The 16,972-nt window shown below is 64.1% G+C and carries 20 protein-coding genes; 4 read left to right on the forward strand and 16 right to left on the reverse strand.

Annotation, left to right across the window (positions count from 1 at the left end; translation table 11 throughout):
• Window positions 1-66 precede the first annotated feature (66 nt).
• The 3 genes from ACZ50J_RS22355 (at window position 67) to ACZ50J_RS22365 (ending at window position 3,676) form a co-directional block, all read left to right on the forward strand.
• On the forward strand, window positions 67-984 hold the full coding sequence (locus ACZ50J_RS22355; protein WP_464301436.1) for a hypothetical protein: 918 nt from the start codon (window positions 67-69) through the stop codon (window positions 982-984).
• 194 nt (window positions 985-1,178) lie between these two features.
• Window positions 1,179-2,363, forward strand: a complete 1,185-nt coding sequence (locus tag ACZ50J_RS22360; protein ID WP_464301437.1) for an HD-GYP domain-containing protein — start codon at window positions 1,179-1,181, stop codon at window positions 2,361-2,363.
• A 245-nt stretch (window positions 2,364-2,608) separates the two neighbouring features.
• Window positions 2,609-3,676 (forward strand): HD-GYP domain-containing protein, encoded by a 1,068-nt coding sequence (locus ACZ50J_RS22365; protein ID WP_464301438.1) that lies wholly within the window; start codon window positions 2,609-2,611, stop codon window positions 3,674-3,676.
• Between the two features lie 158 nt (window positions 3,677-3,834).
• On the opposite strand, the gene ACZ50J_RS22370 is transcribed toward ACZ50J_RS22365, so the two are convergent.
• The 5 genes from ACZ50J_RS22370 to recG form a co-directional block, all read right to left on the reverse strand.
• Window positions 3,835-4,143, reverse strand: a complete 309-nt coding sequence (locus tag ACZ50J_RS22370) for a hypothetical protein (protein WP_464301439.1) — start codon at window positions 4,141-4,143, stop codon at window positions 3,835-3,837.
• Window positions 4,140-4,328: a hypothetical protein gene (locus ACZ50J_RS22375; protein ID WP_464301440.1), complete on the reverse strand. Its 189-nt coding sequence runs from the start codon at window positions 4,326-4,328 to the stop codon at window positions 4,140-4,142. Before ACZ50J_RS22375 ends, ACZ50J_RS22370 begins: the two co-directional genes overlap by 4 nt.
• Window positions 4,329-4,487: 159 nt before the next feature.
• Complete coding sequence (locus tag ACZ50J_RS22380) at window positions 4,488-4,814, reverse strand: hypothetical protein (RefSeq protein WP_464301441.1); 327 nt, start codon at window positions 4,812-4,814, stop codon at window positions 4,488-4,490.
• 174 nt (window positions 4,815-4,988) lie between these two features.
• Window positions 4,989-5,513, reverse strand: a complete 525-nt coding sequence (locus ACZ50J_RS22385; protein ID WP_464301442.1) for a DUF6927 domain-containing protein — start codon at window positions 5,511-5,513, stop codon at window positions 4,989-4,991.
• 117 nt (window positions 5,514-5,630) lie between these two features.
• On the reverse strand, window positions 5,631-8,279 hold the full coding sequence (gene recG / locus ACZ50J_RS22390) for an ATP-dependent DNA helicase RecG (RefSeq protein ID WP_464301443.1): 2,649 nt from the start codon (window positions 8,277-8,279) through the stop codon (window positions 5,631-5,633).
• 174 nt (window positions 8,280-8,453) lie between these two features.
• On the opposite strand from recG, the gene ACZ50J_RS22395 reads away from it, so the two are divergent.
• Window positions 8,454-8,666: a DUF7455 domain-containing protein gene (locus ACZ50J_RS22395; RefSeq protein WP_464301444.1), complete on the forward strand. Its 213-nt coding sequence runs from the start codon at window positions 8,454-8,456 to the stop codon at window positions 8,664-8,666.
• 78 nt (window positions 8,667-8,744) lie between these two features.
• On the opposite strand, the gene ACZ50J_RS22400 is transcribed toward ACZ50J_RS22395, so the two are convergent.
• The 11 genes from ACZ50J_RS22400 to ACZ50J_RS22450 all read right to left on the reverse strand — a co-directional run bounded on the left by ACZ50J_RS22400 (window position 8,745) and on the right by ACZ50J_RS22450 (window position 16,876).
• Window positions 8,745-9,452 (reverse strand): hypothetical protein, encoded by a 708-nt coding sequence (locus ACZ50J_RS22400; RefSeq protein ID WP_464301445.1) that lies wholly within the window; start codon window positions 9,450-9,452, stop codon window positions 8,745-8,747.
• A 494-nt stretch (window positions 9,453-9,946) separates the two neighbouring features.
• Window positions 9,947-10,396 carry a DUF6573 family protein gene (locus ACZ50J_RS22405; RefSeq protein ID WP_464301446.1) on the reverse strand — a complete coding sequence of 150 codons (450 nt, stop codon included), beginning with the start codon at window positions 10,394-10,396 and terminating at the stop codon, window positions 9,947-9,949.
• Window positions 10,397-10,854: 458 nt separating this feature from the next.
• Window positions 10,855-11,595, reverse strand: coding sequence for a DUF6011 domain-containing protein (locus ACZ50J_RS22410; RefSeq protein ID WP_464301447.1), 741 nt, complete (start codon window positions 11,593-11,595; stop codon window positions 10,855-10,857).
• A gap of 81 nt (window positions 11,596-11,676) precedes the next feature.
• Window positions 11,677-12,360, reverse strand: coding sequence for a hypothetical protein (locus tag ACZ50J_RS22415; RefSeq protein WP_464301448.1), 684 nt, complete (start codon window positions 12,358-12,360; stop codon window positions 11,677-11,679).
• A 65-nt stretch (window positions 12,361-12,425) separates the two neighbouring features.
• Complete coding sequence (locus ACZ50J_RS22420; protein WP_464301449.1) at window positions 12,426-12,737, reverse strand: hypothetical protein; 312 nt, start codon at window positions 12,735-12,737, stop codon at window positions 12,426-12,428.
• Between the two features lie 428 nt (window positions 12,738-13,165).
• Window positions 13,166-14,530, reverse strand: a complete 1,365-nt coding sequence (locus ACZ50J_RS22425; RefSeq protein WP_464301450.1) for a DEAD/DEAH box helicase — start codon at window positions 14,528-14,530, stop codon at window positions 13,166-13,168.
• Between the two features lie 404 nt (window positions 14,531-14,934).
• Window positions 14,935-15,156, reverse strand: a complete 222-nt coding sequence (locus tag ACZ50J_RS22430) for a hypothetical protein (RefSeq protein ID WP_464301451.1) — start codon at window positions 15,154-15,156, stop codon at window positions 14,935-14,937.
• A gap of 329 nt (window positions 15,157-15,485) precedes the next feature.
• The gene (locus ACZ50J_RS22435; protein WP_464301452.1) at window positions 15,486-15,650 is read right to left on the reverse strand and encodes a hypothetical protein; all 165 of its coding nucleotides are present in this window, start codon (window positions 15,648-15,650) and stop codon (window positions 15,486-15,488) included.
• A gap of 93 nt (window positions 15,651-15,743) precedes the next feature.
• Window positions 15,744-16,301, reverse strand: a complete 558-nt coding sequence (locus tag ACZ50J_RS22440) for a hypothetical protein (protein WP_464301453.1) — start codon at window positions 16,299-16,301, stop codon at window positions 15,744-15,746.
• A gap of 33 nt (window positions 16,302-16,334) precedes the next feature.
• On the reverse strand, window positions 16,335-16,619 hold the full coding sequence (locus ACZ50J_RS22445; protein WP_464301454.1) for a hypothetical protein: 285 nt from the start codon (window positions 16,617-16,619) through the stop codon (window positions 16,335-16,337).
• Complete coding sequence (locus ACZ50J_RS22450) at window positions 16,619-16,876, reverse strand: hypothetical protein (RefSeq protein WP_464301455.1); 258 nt, start codon at window positions 16,874-16,876, stop codon at window positions 16,619-16,621. Before ACZ50J_RS22450 ends, ACZ50J_RS22445 begins: the two co-directional genes overlap by 1 nt.
• Between the last annotated feature and the right edge of the window lie 96 nt (window positions 16,877-16,972).

Raw genomic sequence — 16,972 nt, forward strand, 5'->3', positions numbered from 1 at the left:
CACACACCAGTTAGTGTGTGCATGTCGGAACACACGCAACCAATGACTGAGGATGAGGTTTCCGCGATGACGTCTCCACAACTCGCGACCGCAACCGAGCACGGGCGCATGTACGCGCGGACCCGTGGGGGCACCCCGCAGGTGCCATCAATCACGACCGTGATGGGTGTCCTCAACGAGAACATGGACTGGTGGGATGCGCTGTGTGCTGCGAAGGCCGCGATGAAGCACGCAGACCGGCTCGTCGCGATCCAGCAACTGCCCCAAGGTCGCGAACGGTGGTCAACAGAGCGTGTCGCGTCCGACTGGCTGATGGAAGCCGCCGAACGTGACCGCAACCAGCGCGGCCATGAGGGCGACCTGATGCACGACTACGCCGAGCAGGTTGCACGCCACCAGCTCGGCGAGGCCACCACCGCCGATGTCGCAGCTGCCCGGGCGACCGCTGAGGCTGGCGGCGCCGGGAAACTGTTGCCCGCCTTCGACCAGTTCTGGTCCGACTGGAAACCACGAGTGCTCAGCCCTGAGGCCACCGTCTGGGGCCATGAGGTCGGGTATGCCGGGACCACCGACCTGATCTGCGAACTCGACGTCGGCGACACCACTGTGACGGGAATCCTGGACTACAAGGGCAAACGGGCGCTGTTTAAGCGCAACGGGCAACGCAAGGACTCTGACCTGCGTGATGTCACCGGCATGCAGTTGACCGCAGGCGCGCACGCCGACGAACTATGGGTCCCTGGGCCTACCCCGGCCGAAGACTCCTGGGTTCCGTTCCCGTACCGCATCGACATCGGACTCGCTGTCGGGGTCGCCCCCGACGGTTACGTCGTGCGCCAGTACGACATACATGACCCACTGCTGTGGGCCACGTTCACTGCCCTACGGCAAAGTTGGGACTGGTACGGCAACGGTGCAGACCGTATGTCGGGAATCCTTAACTCCCCCACCGATGTACGCCTGTCCACCGCCCAGAGCGTCTGACGATCCGACAACGCCTCGGAACAGGGGGGTGGGCCACCCGTCGTACCGTGTGGTTGCACCTACGCTTCGCGCGTGCCGTTTTCGAGTTTGGATGAGCCAGGCAAATGACTCCTCGCGGCGATCAAAGGCCCTCCCGTTTCTCCCGGGCAGCCTGGGCCTACGCCTTGGGTATCTCGCTGTTGCTGGCAGCGATAGTGACCGTGCTGATCTTGCAGAACATCACGGTTCACAATCCGTGGGCGGTCCTCGTATTCGTCCTCTTGGGCGTCCTATCGGAGTACCACCGGTCCCGAACAACGCGTGAGACGTCGATGTCACTCTCGGGGCTGCTCATGGTTATCGCAATAGCCGTGTCTGGGCCGATCGCCACGATCGTGGTGGGGGTCGTGCCTTCCATCATCATGGGCCGGACCCGGGCCCGTGCCGTGCTCCCCCGCATATTCAACCCAGCCATGTCAGGTCTTGCAGGCGGCGTCGGCGCATTGTGCTACCTCTGGCTCGGCGGACAACTCCCCGTTGGGGCGCACACCCGAGGCGTCGACTTGGTGTTCCTCGTCCTCGTCCCGTTGGTGTTGGCGAACTTCGTCACAATGCTGACCAACTACCTCGTTGTGTCCGGGATGATCCTCCTGACATCGTCGGAGCGTGTGTCCTACACGCTGTGGCGGATGATCCCGGCCACCGCGGTCGTCTACGGCGAATACAGCTTCCTCGCTTTCATCATCGTTGTCCTGTGGGGTCCTGTCGGCCTTGGCATCACCTCTCTGGTCATCGCCGCGCTTCCACTCCTGGCGGCGCAGTGGGACATGTCCCAGATGGCTCACCTGCGATTGTCCCAAGCACGCACGTTGTCAACCTTGCGAGAGATGATTGACGCCCACCAGCCCGGCAACGGCGACCGTGGGCAGCGGGTCGCCGCGACCGCTGTCAGCCTCGCCGAGGCCGTCCACGTTCCAGTCGGTCACATGCAGGATTTGGAACACGCCGCACAGCTGGCCGACCTGCGCTCGGTGACCCCCTATTCGAACCAAGGTGTTTCACCAGAGTCCACGCTCGACCCCACCGCGGCGATCGACTCCGTGGAGTTCTTGGAAGGCGCCAGCGCCTTCCTGTCCAAACAAGATGAATGCTGGGATGGGTCCGGCCCGGAGGGGCTACAGGGTGAGGACATCCCGTTAGTCACCCGCGTCGTCACGGTCGCCCATGCCTACTGGGTGTTCCGAGACCGTTACAGCCCGGAGCAGGCCCTGGGCGCTGTCGATGAATTGAACGGGTCATGGTTCGACCCGCAGTGCGTCGAAGCGCTCCGAGACATACACGACCGTGTGGAGAGCAATCCCGGGCAATCCGACGACACCGCAATCGAGGACAAGCGGTGAAGCTCAAACGCCGCCGTCTCCTCTCCCGTCGATCGCGGTCACTGACTTACTCACTACTCGCAGCCCTCATCACCGCAGTCGTTGCCGGTGCCACTCTGAGCAGCTCCGCGCGCCCAGGCTGGTCGCACCTGGGTGTCCTGACAGTCTTTATCGCTGGAATGGTCATCGGGTCCTACCTTCGGGCCGACCATTCTCACGACACTGGTGCCACCCCGATCACTCTCGCGCTGGCTTACGCGACTCTCTTGAACACCGACACCCCTCGCGGCTCTCACGCACACGATTACGCAGTCGCGTTCCTCACCGCTGTTGCGGGCCTCAGTGCCGCCGCGTTATTCGGTCCTCGCACGCACGGCCTCAGGACGGTGTTCTCTGCTGTCCCACCTGCCGTCATCGGCCTCACCGCAACGACGGTCGCTTACTGGGCGATACCGGTTGGGAGCAGTGATAGCGCCGCAGAGGCATCGGTCAGATGGTTGCAAACACCGTGGTGGACAGCTATTGCGATGGTCGCCGCGGTAGCGATCGGCGTCGCCGTCTACGGAGGGCTGCAAGCCAGCCTCGGTGGATCGCTGATGCCCGGGTTCCCTAGAGGCCGCGGCGAGACTGCAACAGTTGGTGCATCCGTCGTTGTCACTGCTGTCGCGATCGCCCTTGGTTGCGGAGTCCTTGGTGCTCTTGCGATCCCGCTGATGACCGTGCCGCTGATATCAATGTTCGTTGCCATCCGCCGCCGCGTAGACGCCGTGGCAACACGAACGCAAACGATCGTCGCCTTGGCCCGCCTTGCTGAACTCGCCGGGTACATTCCCGTCGGGCACTCGGCCCGGGTCGCTGCCCTCTCCCAGCGGGTAGCAGCTGCGCTCGACCTTCCACGTCACGAACTACCCGCTCTCAACGAAGCGGCTCTCACTCATGACATCGGACAAGTGATGCTGCGACGCCCGGTCCCCGATGGTTCAACTATCGACCTTGCACCCAGTGACCAGCAGGCGATCGCGTCCGAGGGCGCTCGGATCATCCAAGCGGGTGAGGTATTCGAGGACGTCGCTGAGGTTCTCCGTGCGCAAGCAACGCAGTTCCGTCGCGTTCAAGAACTGCACGAGCCGGTTCCGTTGCACAGCCGAATCGTCAAGGTTTGCAGTGCATATGACGACGTGTGTCATGGGGATGCGCGTAACCACCACGTCGCGATTGAACGACTGTCGCTTGGTGTCGGCTACGAATACGACCCCGATGTGCTCAACGCGCTCGAAGCGGTGACACCCGTTGGACCCGACCCATCGTCCACGCGTGAGCGGTCACCGAGGTGAGCGCACCTAAGCCCGGACAGCCGCGCTTTGCGTGCAGACTCGTCGGACGGTGCGGTTCTCACTCGTCGTCCCTGGTGCCTTCATCCGGCATGTTGTCTACGAACGCGCTGACCTGGTCGTTGAGCTTGGCAAGCGCACGCTGCGCCACCCTTTGTGCCTCACTCGGCATGATCTGCGTCCAAGCAATCCCGTCGGTCCACTTGCCGACCATTCGCCCAGCGCGAACCTGCCGCCTCCTGACCACGCGTCACGCTTCCCCTACGAGCCAGGGTGCGTGCGTCGAGCAGTCCGGCCAAGACGCGATCCGGGTTCGTCGCAAGCTGTGCCGGGCTCACGCTGTCCCACTCCTTGCGGCGAGCCCATTTCAGCGGGTGGTTGTTGCTCACGATGAAGTAGCCGTCGTGGACCACCTCGTCGCTTTCGGTGATCTTGTGGGTCTCGACCACGCTCAGGATTCGCGTGCTCACGGTGCGGTCACCTTCTCGACCTGGTCGTGGTGGTCGTCAGCCATGGCCTGCGCAGCGTGCCGGGCGACGTATCCGCGCGAGACCCAGCCGCAGGTCAAGCAGGTCGCGCGGTGCGGGTAGCCGTGCTGGCCCGTGGTGCGCGTCTCGATGGTGACGATGTGCCCCGCGGTGGCCTGCTCGGTCATGGTGTTCCTCCTGGGGTGAGACCTGGCTGTTCCGACACATTCATCATGTCTGCCCTGACAGGCTCCGGGAACTGGGGTTTTTGGTCCCACACGCCGACTGCGCACCCCCGAGCATCCGAGGGGTGCGCAGCTTGTCCAGGGGCTTGTCGCCCCACCTTGTTAGCCCCTCAGGTAAGCCGTCACCCAGATCGCTGCGGCCCAGACTGTGCCCATCACGTAGAGCACGATGCCACCCGCGACGAATCCAGCGACCTCTTGCCATGAGGGATCGTCAAGGGAAAGCACCGCAGCCACCACGACCGCAGCCACCACGACCGCAGCCACCACGAACATGACCCGAAGCGTTCCGCTGATGGCCGGATCGTCGCGCAGAAACCGGAGCGTCTTGCGGAACGACCCGGGATGTTGTGCTCGGATCACCGCTGTTCGCTCGGCGGGCGCCATGTGAGCGGGTGCCCTGTGGGCGGACTCACTGCTCATCATCATGTCTGCTCTCTCCCTGTAGTTGCAATCTTGGTGGATTCCGACGTAACCCACAGTAAGGGCGACTTCATCGTGTGCATATCCCCGTTATGCGGGCCTGTCGAGGCGGACAGGGACACCGCCGGTGAAACGGGCGGGCCCCACCGTGCTAGATGGTGGGGCCCGCTATTTGCGGCGTCAGACGACGGCGGTAACGCGGTCGCGCCAACGAGAGAGGCCGACCCGGTATCCGTCTTGGCTGCGGATCACCTCGCGGCCGTTTTCTCGCGTATAGGTGAAGGTGTCTCGGTCTCGGCCGTCGCTGAACGACAGGGGTTCCGCGATCTTGAAGGTGGTTCCGGGGCGCACGTTCTGCTTGACCCACTCATGGTGGGCGATCTTCTTGCGGCAGGCGGCGCGCCACTCGTTGGCCCACTCTGAATCGGTAGGTGTGAGCAGGTCCAGAACCTTCTTCGGCGCGTCGGTGTAGACCGGGCCCACGGTCTCGTCCATCGCCTTCTCGGTGAAGTTGTAGTAGGAGTTCGGGGTACGCCACAGTTTGATGACGAGGGCCCACACCTCGCCGGGCCTCTTCTTCGACTCCACCGCGGCGTAAAACACGCTGCGAACAGTGCCGTGAGCGTGGATGGTGAACAGGTCAGGCGAGTATTGCCCCGGCTGGGTGAACCACTCGTAGTCGCTGTATCCGGCCGCGCGGTGCATGCTCGTTGCTCCCATTTTGGGTGTTCCTCTCATTGGTGCGGGAAGTCTCCCGCTGGTGTTCCGACACCAATGAGATTAGGTGCGAGCTATGACAGTCCTGCACCTCGAAACGGACCGTCAGGACGCCGTGATTCGGTCTGCTCCATCGTCACCGAGTGCTGCCACGACGTCAGCGAGTAGGCCCGGTCGGCGTAGCAGTCTCGGGTCATCCGACAGGAGCTGCCCCGCGTCTTCGCGAGCTGCGGACAGCAGCCGGGTGTCGGTCGTCAAGGACGCGACGCGGAGGTCACTCATTCCTGATTGCCGGGACCCCAATAGGGCGCCAGGGCCGCGGAGTTGGAGGTCAACTTCGGCGAGCTTGAATCCGTCTGTGGTGGAGCACAAGGCTTCCATTCGGGCCGTGCCGTCATCACCCGTTGCTGGCCCGGCCAGGACGCACCGTGACGGGTATTTGCCTCTTCCTACCCGGCCGCGCAGCTGGTGTAGTTGGGCGATCCCGAACGATTTGGGTTCGAGCACGACGATCATGGTCGCGTTCGGGACGGATACCCCGACCTCGATGACGGTGGTCGCGACGAGGACATCGAGTTGCCCTGCACGGAACTGCTCCATGATGTCGGCGCGCTCGTCCGGCTTCTGCTTTCCGTGGACCAGTCCGACGCGGGCGTCGCAGAGGGCGCCGTTGGCTAGTGCCTGCTCCACATCGGTGGCGGCTGCTGCTGCTTTCGTCTCCGACTCCTCGACCAGTGGGCACACGACGAACCCTTGGCGCCCGGCAGCTACCTGGGACCGCATCGACGCCCAGATCGGGTCCGAGGCATCGGCGAAGTCAGGTACTTCATCGACCCATGCGGTGTGCACCGGGGTGCGGCCGGGTGGTTGCTCGTCCAGCACGGTCACGTCCAAGTCACCAAACACGGTCAGTGCCGCGGTCCGTGGGATCGGGGTCGCGGTCATCACCAACGTGTCCGGGGTCGCTCCCCCGGGGCCCTTTGCGCGCAACTGGGCCCGCTGCTCGACTCCGAACCGGTGCTGCTCGTCCACGACCACGACTCCGAGAGAACGGAATTGGACGTCGTCGGACAGCAGCGCGTGAGTGCCGACTACGAGGTCGATGCTGCCGTCTGCCAACCCTGCAAGGGTTGCCCGGCGGGCTTTCGTGCGGACTTTGTTCGTCAACGTCGCCACCCTCAGAGGGCGTCCGTCTGGGTGAACGAGGTCTTTCGTCAGCCCGACCAGTTCGGCGAACAACTGGGTGGCAAGGATTTCGGTTGGCGCCATCAGCGCGCCCTGGTGGCCGCCTTCGACGCCTGCCAACAGGGTCAGGGACGACACCACTGTCTTGCCGAACCCGACGTCTCCTTGCAGCATCCGGTGCATCGCCGCGGGCTTGGTCAAGTCGTCCCGGATCGTGGCGAATGCCCGTTCCTGGGCACCGGTGAGGGGGTATGGGAACGCGGCCACGAGTGCATCGGTCAACACACCCGTAGGGGTGTGTGCGACAGCGGGGTCGGCGGCCAGTTGTGCTCGGCGCATCCCGATCGCGAGCTGCAATCTCAGCAGCTCGTCGTAGGCGAGCCGGTCACGGGCTGCGGCCTCCCGGCCGGGTTCCAACGGTTTGTGCACGTTGCGGTAGGAAGCGTCGCGACCTACCAAGCCGCGTGTGGACAGAATCTCGTCAGGGATGGTGTCAGTGAGGTTCCCCATCCGGTCGATTGCTTCCATCGCGGCCCGGTGCACCTGCCAGGTGGTGAGTTTCGCTCGTGCACTGTCCTTGGTGGTGCCTGACTGTGGGTACACGGGCACGACGGGTGTGTGCTCGTCCCCTGTGCGGTCCATCAGTGGGCTCACCATCTGCACCGTGGTGGCGTGGTTGCGCGGATCGGTCCAGGTGCTGACCTTGCCCTGCACCACCACCTCATCGCCGATCTTGAAGCGTTTCGCCATCCACGCGGCGTGGAAAAAAGTGCACTCCAAGGTGTCGCTGTCGTCGCGGACGGTGATCTTCGCGTACCTCATTCCAGACCGTGTTGTGTCTGCGCTGGTGTGGGTGACTTTCGCGATCGTGGTTGCTGTCGTTCCTGGGGTGAAGTGCTTGATCGGTGTTCGAGCGGTCCGGTCGATGTATCGCAGCGGCACGTAGCTCAGAAGGTCATACACCGAGCTGATCCCGGCCTGCGTGAAGCCCTCTGCTGCCTTCTCCGAAACGCAAGACAGATGGGTGACTGGGATTCCGCGCAAGCCGACGATGCTGTGTTCGTAGTCAAATGGTTCAAAGGTGGGCTCTTGCGCCGAGGGGGGTGGTGGAGCGTTGTCGAACAGCGCCTCATAGGGCGACTGCTCCGCCACCGTCTGCTGGACAGTCGCGTGGCGCGGCGGGACTGTGGCTTGGTCCCATCCGCCAGTGTTGGAGACGGTGGTCCCGGTGCGCTCAACTGGTGTTGCATCGAACAGTGCTGCGGCGTCAATTGCCCACTGCCGTCTAGGGTTCGGTTCCTGGTTGCCGCTCTTGCTGAGTGCCCCCTGCTGGGGCGCTGGCAGCGTCTGCGGGTCAACTCCGTGAGAGCGCAGCTCGGCCTCCCACCGGCGAAGAGTGGTCGCTGCGGTTGCCACCATCGCGTCTGTCCACACCGGGGCAGGGGTGCCCGCCATACGCATGATCCGCTCCCCGTCTGCGGTACCGGCCGCGGCACCGGTGTCGCGCAGTATCCGGGCGGTCTCGATCAGTTGCGGGACTGACCCGCGCAGCTGACGGGACACGGTCATGATGCGGTCACTTTCGCACTCTTGTGGGACAGGTTGTGGCCAGGTTACCTGCCAGGTCGGACCATTCCCTGAGTCCGTTTGGTCACGACTTACCGGGCTTCCGGTGGCCCCTCGATGCGCCTAACGTGGTCTTTGTCGGATCACCCCCGTATACCCCACCGAAGGAGCAACCCCATGGCCATCACCGCACCTGCACCGACTGATCGTCAACTCACGAACCTCGACCGGTGCGACAGGTGCGGGGCACAGGCATTTGTCGCAGCGACATTTCCGCCTGCCGGGGCAGAGTTACTGTTCTGCGCACACCATTGGTCGCATCACGAGAACCGTGCGGCGGGGACGGCGTTGCACGTCCTTGATGAGCGCGACCGGCTGCTGAACACCTGAGGACCAGCAAGTCGCCACGCGTGAGGAAGGGCCCCGCCAATGAGCATTGGCGGGGCCCTTCCTCGACACGTACGAGTTCTACTTGGTTCGAGCCGGTGCCTTCTTGCCACGGCGATGAGACTGTGCAGCAACGTGACTCGGGCTCATCTCCCATGTCCAACCAGGCAATGACTCGATCAGCTCCACGTCCTCAGCGGACATCGGGTTGTACCCCTCCAAACCTGCATACCGGCGACGGTAATACGTGGCGCGGCGGCCTACTGGGTAGGGATCGTTCTCGCCTCGCATCACTTTCGCTGAAAACGGCAACGAGAACAGGCTGGCGTGATCTGGGCTTTCCGCCAGCCACTGCTGCGCGGCCTCAACGAACTCCTGCACTGGGGAGACCCGCACTGGGTGCAGCATCTCCGGGTAGTCCAGGAACCGTTCCTGCCACGACGGCTGCAACCGCTCGAAGCGCTGCCGCTGCACGGACAGCCACGATCGGTCCGCGTCGGTGAAGCGGTCGGGGTATCGCGTTGCTACATCATCGAATCGAGCGTTCCACTCGGTGTCCCACGGGTTCCAGGTCCACCCTGGGATCGCCTCGAACGCGGTAACGAACTCTGCTGGCACTCGCCCGGCCCGGTGCTGCGTACGCAGCGCGGAGACTCGCAAACCCAGCGGGAAAGCTCGCCCGTTCTGCACTCGCCCCGTCGCGGTTTGCACGATCAGTTTGCCGTCATGCTGCCAGGACCACAGGCGTGCCTCATCGAGCAGCTGTGTGAGGTGCCGTTCGCGACTCATGCGCACACCGGCTGGGGCGGATGGCGGCGGGGAGTCCAATGCCGATGCGTCCCATCGAGGGTTGTTCGTCTTGCCCCGCACGAACTTGGTTGGGGCCGAAACCTTTCCCTTTTCGACGCGTCGGACCAGTGTCTTCTCGGTCACCCCAAACCGGTCCGCGACTTCCTGAATGGTCAACGTTTCCACCAGGGTCACTCCTTGATGATCGGGTTCTTGATTGAGGCGACGGCCCTTGCACCAGTCGGTTGCCCGGACAGCCCCACGGGCCACCGGGCGTTACGCGCGGCTACACGTGGTGCTGTTCGCACACTGGCGACGACACAAGGTCTGTCAGTACATAGTGTGCACGGTCGTCGTATTTGATTTCTACAGGCCCGGCCGTCGACCTTCGGTGCTTTTTCGAACCGTTGCATGACATCCCGGCAGCTACCGGGGAAATCAGGAGGCACCGCACCCCGAATCCGGGGTGCGGTGCCTCCTGGTGTTCGTGCCGCTCAGTCCTCGCTGGGGAGCATCACGGTGAGGCACGGCGCACCGTGCTCGTCCATGCCGAGGTGCAGACTCATCGGCGTCTGTTCTGCTTCGACGCTCTCGCCGGTCGGGGGCACTCGGTACACGTGCGTTTCGATACGTGCCGAGCCGTCCTGCTGTGCCTGTGTGCACAAACGTTGAAGGCTGAACTTGAGGATCGTCAGCACGTCCCAGGCTCTGCCGGTCTCGTCCTGGCACATGTCTTTCTGTTGCGCGGCCTCGTCCCACGCCACCAAGTCAACGTGCGCGGCTGCCGTCAACGCGACCGGCCACTTGATGCCGTACTCCCTCGCAAGCTGCGAGTGGTCGATCAGCTGTCCGTCAGCGATGGCCTGCTCGCGGGTGTGAACGTGGATCGGTTCTCCCCAGAAGTCATCGGTGGTCGTTGCGTTCGAGGGCTGGATGATGCTCATGGTCTGTTCCTCCGGGTGGATGTGCTCTGCGTTCCGACATGGAAGACATTACGGGTCGGCACCGACGGGTGGGAGTGGGGTTTCTGCGACAGTGGGCACCGTTCCGGGCATCTACCTCATATGGGGCACTTATGTGCCAATCACGTACATCATCGGGGAGGCGGGACGCTGCCGCGGCTCGGCGGACAGCCTCCTGGGACATAAAAGGGGCCCGGGCGCCGCGTGCTCACAGGGGAGGGAGCAAGGGCGGCGCCCGGGCCGAGCCAGCAAGTCCCGGCCCCGCACAGGGGGGAGGAGGGCGGAACGGGTGCCTTACTGGCTGCTGTTGGTCCACGTTACGGGGCAGGTGCTGCACCGTGTGAGGACGACACTGTTGAGTTCGGGAACCGCGCACCCTCCCTTGCGCGGGGTCGCATCTTCATCATTGCGGGTAGGGGTGACACCTCGACGGAGCGCTGTCAGAGCAGGTCGAAGCTGTCCACGAGTGCCATGTCGTCCTCGCCGAAGTTGTCCCACGCGTCCGGGCCGTGCATGGCAGCCTTCGTCGCGTACGTCGCAACCAGCTCGGCGCGCGCGGCCTCGTAGTCTTTCTGCCGCTGCGCCCTACCCGGTCGGCGGGCCTCAGTCTTCGTGCTCTTCGCGAGGTTGACGTTGGTTGCGGGGGTGAGCTTCTTCGCGCAGACCGGACCGATCCCCCGTTCCACTGACTTGGCGTCGGTCAGCTCACGACCGCAGACCACGCACACCCCGTAGTGGTGGCCCATGCGGGCTGCCTCTTCGACTGTGAGGGGCGCTAGCCCGTCTGCGGCCATGTCGCGGCCGACCCCGGGCGCGTATGTCCAAGAGCCGTGGTGGTCGGCGACCGTCAGACGTTCGGCGTAGGTGTGCGTCCCTGCCTTGTTGGTCTTGACCCGGTAGACGGTGCCGTCCACGACGTAGAACCCGGGCTTCGCCTCACGTCGACCTGCCTGCTGCTCTCGGCTGTGAGTGCGGCGCGCCGTGCGTGTCGGTGCGGCGGCTGACAGCGCGCTGATCATGCGGGATGCCGTCTGCCCGTCCATGTGCCCATCGCCAGCACGGTAGGTGTTGAGCGTTGCGAGGTCTTCGGCGTCGACAGTGTTCTCCCAGTTGGGAACGCGGCCCATGAGGTCGCTCAGGTAGTTCATCTGGCGGATGCTGGCCGGGTAAGTAGTTCGCATGATGTCCTCCGTTGCTGCTGGTGTTCCGACACCCACAACATTACGGATCATTAGAACTCCCGTAACCCCTGTTTTTGGCGTCTAGAACTGCCCAACCAACATGGCGACACGACGAGCCTGGTCGGGTGTGAGGTATTCGAGGTTCACCGACACCGCGCGCTTCCCTGGGACAAAGTCCGTACCAACCTCGAAGACGGCTCGGCGCCGGGGCACGGTGTCGGACAGGCTTCGTCGCGCCCGGAATCTGTCATGCTCCCGTTGGTCTTCTGGTGCCGCCGTGGCAACGAATCTTCCTGTGGCGGAGGTTCGTTCGCCATCTGGCATCGCGGCCACGATCGTGTCGATGATGTCGGCCCGGGCGTAGTGCTCGGCATCGCGCTCATCTCGTCGCATGTACGCCTCACGCAGCTTCTCGGGAATCTCTGCGATAAGGCGGCGCCTGATCTGCGCAGCGACCTTCTTCGGTCCAGTCGCAACGGTCGCGCCGATTCCACGCAACCTAGCTTGGTATCCGAGGGAGTCGCTGATTGACGGGTCGGTGCTGACCCAGTTGGCGGTAATGCGCCTACCTGCCTGGACTCCCCACCCGTCAATTTGGATCGTGATGGCGCCCAAGTCGTCGTGGGCGAGGACAGCTTCGTATCGGCTGCTGGCTGTCGCCTCCCACCCCGTGAGGTAGCAGGCGACGGCCTGTACGAAACTGGCGAGCTTGTCGGCGTCTGAGAGGACTTCGAAAGTGGTCCCCGAGGCGCTGGTTTTAGTCATGTGAGTCTCATCCGATTTCGACGTGTGGGCATACGCCCTGCGTTGGTGAGCCGCGCGTTCTGGTGTCACCGGTCTGCCACCCCGCAAAGCGTGTGGTGAAGGGCGATGATGTGCCGCGCCAGCGCTGCGTCCGACCACGTGGCAGGGACAGTGAAGGCTTCGCCTCCATCGGGGCCGAAGTCCCGTCCGCTGTAGCACTCTTCGCGCCATGCCACGAAGCCGCCGCCGCGTGCAATGACGGGGCCCGTGAACGTCCCCGTGAATCGCTCTGCGGTTTGGTCGTATTCGCCCGTGGCGATTGCCCAGTTCCCGCCGCCCGTGTGTTCCATGGTCGCAGGGATTCCGGCAGCACAGACTTGCGCGAGCACGGCACTCATGTCTCTCATGGTGATCCTCGAAGATTAGCTGTGGTGTTCCGACAGGAACAACACAACCACCCTCGACACACCCCGACCAGTGGGGTTTATCCCGTAGGAGACTGATTCGTGATGGGGGCGCAGTCCCGCAGATATGTCATCTGGCGGTCGCTGTAGTGCGGGTCGTCAAAGGTCACGGGCACGTATGCGTTCCATCCGCCGACAATGGCTTCAAACGGGACCGGGTCGGCAGTGACGGTGGCCGGTGCAGTCGTAGGTCGGCGCGTGCGCGTGTCATACACACCGGCCATCACGCGGTCCCCAACTCGCACTTCCGGGAGTTGATGCTTCTTCCTCTGGTTGGTCATCGCGGCGCCCTCTTCGTGTGGTGTAGTTCCGACACCACCCACGTTAGGGGCGTTGCGTCGCGGCGTAACCCGGGTTCGTTGCTACTCGGGGTCGAGGGCGTCCTTGGGTAACCAATCTGCCCCGAGCAGTCGCGCGATCTTGGACAGCAATGTGGTGTCGCCACCGACGAGGTCCGTGGCCGCAGCGAACCGCTCGATCATGAGGCGGGCAACCCTTTCCTCGATCGTGTCCTCGGCGTACATCACATGCCACGGCGAGACTTGGTGGTCGCGGTGAGTGCGTCCGCACACCTGACGAGCTTGGATGCCGGAGTACCTGGCTTGGTGGAAGACCCCGACGCGTGGGGTGCTGGTGGCTTGCTGGCCGTCCTGTAGGAGTTCATTGGCGTGCAGGTTGATCGACGCGGTGACTGTGAACACCACAACCGGTGCGACCCCTGTCTGGAACCGTAACCGTTCATGCTCCGGATCGAACCGGCCCTGCCCGTAAATGCGCGCGACCTGCATCCCGAGCCCAGTGAGTGCGTCCACTAGAGGGTCGGCTGCGGTCTCGACATATTGGACAGAGACCGCTACCTGCCGCCCGGCGTCCACCTGCGCCGCGACCCACTCCGCTGTTTGCTGCACGCGCAGCAGCCCCGCCTTCTGCCGGAACCGAAGCACTGCGGCTCGGCCCTTCGCGATGTCCTTCCCGCGACGGGCGAGGTTCATGGCTTCTCTGAACTCGCCCCATTCCTGGTCGTATTGGGCTCGTTGGGGCGGTGTCAACCGGACGGTCATCCCGGACAGGGGTACCGGACCCCAAGGCGCTTCGCGGTGGATCGTTGCGGGGGCGGGGCCCTCGGTGAGCCACGCGTTGATCTGCTTCACATCGGCGCGGCGAGCCCGGGCGTTCTTGGTCCACTCCGACTTGTCGAAATGGAATCCGTGACGACGCAGCTGGCCGGTGTAGTCGTTGTTCCATTCGCGGTGGTCTTCCCCGGTGGCATGCGCGAATGCCGCGCCAAGGTAGCCCAGTTCGAGTGGTGAGTGTCCGGGCGTGGCTGACGCGAGGATTTGGTACGGCCGGTCGGTCTTTCGTGCTGCGCCGGACAACGTCGCCCATTTGGCCCAGCGCTTCGTTGTCTGGTGTCGAACGGCCTGGCATTCGTCACCGATGATGATGTCCCAAGAGTGCTTCTTCGCTTTCGCGAGCCGGTCCCAGGTGATGACGCACCACGTCAGTCCGCCATCGCCCGCTGCGGCGATTGTGCTCGTCCATGCAGGGATGGTGATGGCGGCTGGCCGGTCGGCCACCACCAGGATTCGTGTCCCTTTGCGCAATGAGGCCGCGGTCTTCGCGCCGATGACGGCAGACAGGGTCTTCCCCACGCCAGTGTCGTCCGCCAACAGGAAGATCGGGCCACCAGCTGCGGCGTGCCGGGCGATCGCCCGGGCAGCCTCCACTTGCAGGGTCCTCGGCGACATACTGCGTGCTGGCTCCGGTGGTTGTCGGTCGGAGTTGATGGTGTCCTCCACGAACCGTTCAAACGTGTACTGCCGGGATCGGTACCCGGACAGTTCCACAGGCAGTGACCGGCCGCAGTACATCGTCACGCCCAACGACTTGTTCCATCGAGCACCAGGCGCGGGTTGCCCATAAGGGACGTCGAGCACCCACAGCCTTTCCCCCGGCTCAGGGGTGAACTGGTCTTGGGGTGTCGCGGGCGCTTTGGCGCGGCGACGCGGGCGCGCGCGGCGTTTCATCCGGTCAGACTAACCGCGGCAGCGGTCCACTCTCGGTGATACCTGCGGTGTTACGACGACGGCACCCATGGCGCGCCATGAGTGCCGTTCCGGTCCCCCGTGAGTCAGGGTCGGCGGGGATCGTTCGCCGTCAGTAGGACCGGAAGTCCGGTGTCGCAGGAGAGCACGAGTTGGTGACCGGTCCCGTGACATACGTCGTCAAGGTTGATCGTCACGACCCGGCCTTCACTGCCGATATGCCTGTGATTGGTGACGATGCCGTGGCCGAAGTCGTCCTGCGGGACGATGCGATCCCCGGAGCGCACGCTCCCTGCCGGAATGGTCACGCACTGGTCCATTGCGTGGCCCTCCGAGGGCTGTGATCGGACCGCCCACCGGCGCAGCTCTGCCCGTACTCGGGCGTTGTTGACCCAGTGGTTACCGCCACTGCGTAGCTCGGTGCCGACAATCTCGTGCCCGACGACGCACTCCGCGGCGTGTAGGAGGTCCTTGGGCGCTGGGCTGGTGTCTTCCCCGGTGACGATTTCCCGTAGCGGGTCAGCGGGTCGTACGCCATTCACGGGGGGTATCCCAAGCGACGCGACCGCCGCGTCAGCCAACCGGTCCGTCAAGGCTTGGTGGTCTCGCACGGGGGCCTTGGGTGCTTGGCGATTCATCAGTGCTCCACGTCCCCTCGGGTGACGAGGCGGAGCGCCGTCGCGCCGTCGCGCCGTAGTCCGATCAGAGACTGCATGAAGGCGTGGGCGGCATTCCAGCTGTCGAACTTGTCTGCGACGGTTGCCCATCCGCATCCCCAAACCTGAACCTCGTACTCTTCCATGCCCTGTGCATCCTCTCCTGGTTGTGCTGTCTGTTGTTCCGACAGCTACGACACTACGGAGAGATGTTGGGTGGGGGCAGGGGGGTTTGCGGTCTAACCAACCGGTGGCGGGGGCTGCGTCTCCGGGTCGCCCCCGAGAGTGAGGACGGCTTGATGCGCCAGCGTGTCAGTGACCTTCCCAATGGGTGCTTCCCACTGCGACGCGTCGCGGGAGTTGCCGATCAGTGCACCGCATCGGACAGCTACCCGGATCAGGAACTGCTCAACGTTCTCAACGGTCGGTGTATACCCGTCCGTCAGAGCCGCGCGGAGCGTGTCAAGCGCTGGCCCCTCCCATTGATGGCGATCCAGGACTGCCCAGGTCTTCTGTGGGTCGAACCGTTCTGGTTCGTAGTTCAGCCTTTGCTTCACGCCCTTGTTCGCTCTGATGAGGGGAATGAAGCCCGAGTAGATTCGCTCCGTGTGGTCGAGCTCCACCCACGAATCCTCTTCGTCGTGGCGCTTATTCGACGCGGCCTTTCCGATGTATAGGACATCGTCGTCGCTTGTGTGCCAGGCGTAGAGGTTGCCGCCTTCGGTGCACCGGTCGAGGTCGAGGCCGATCGCGTCACTGGCTGCGAGCATGTCGCGCAGTTTCAACGTCTTCACCATGAGGTATCCCGTCCTTTCAGAGCATGGGTTGATTCAGCGCGGGTCCTCCCACTGCGGACTGTGTGTGTTACGCGGGTCGTACTCGGTGTAGTTCAGGTCGTGCGCTTCGACGTAGTCGACCCACTCGTCCCACGCCCGGTCAACCGCCGGGTCTGCCTCGTCGGCGCCGGAGGCGATGCGTGCGTCCAGCCAGGCGAACCGCAGGCGTTGCAGGTGGTCCCGTTCAGTGTCTGTCGGGGTTCGGTTGTTTCCCGGCCCATAGGCGTTGCCCGGCCCCGGGTCACCGTAGTTGTCCAGGTGGTCATCGAATCCGTCCATCAGCTACTCCTCTCCATGTCGCGGAACGACGTTGCGAGACTCGGCGCTGTGACACCGAGCGTCGTCAGTCGGGCGGTCTCGTCGTCCCTGAGTGGCACTGTGAAGCCTTCGTAGCCTGCGATACTCGCGCCGGTCTTCCATGTGGTCTGAGCGTCCCTCAGGCTCCGGACACTGCCCTCGATGTTGAACAGGGCACCGTCTTGTCGCCACCGGATCGTCAGTCCGCCGCCGGTGGCTGTCACGGTGCCTTCGGTCACGACTTTCACCGTGTGCCCGTGGAAGTGTCGGGTTGTTGCTGGCAGGGCGGGGTGTCCTGATCTGGGTTGGCCAGTGTCGTTGCCGGGTGAGTTCAT

This window comes from Flexivirga sp. G2, from assembly GCF_055397625.1.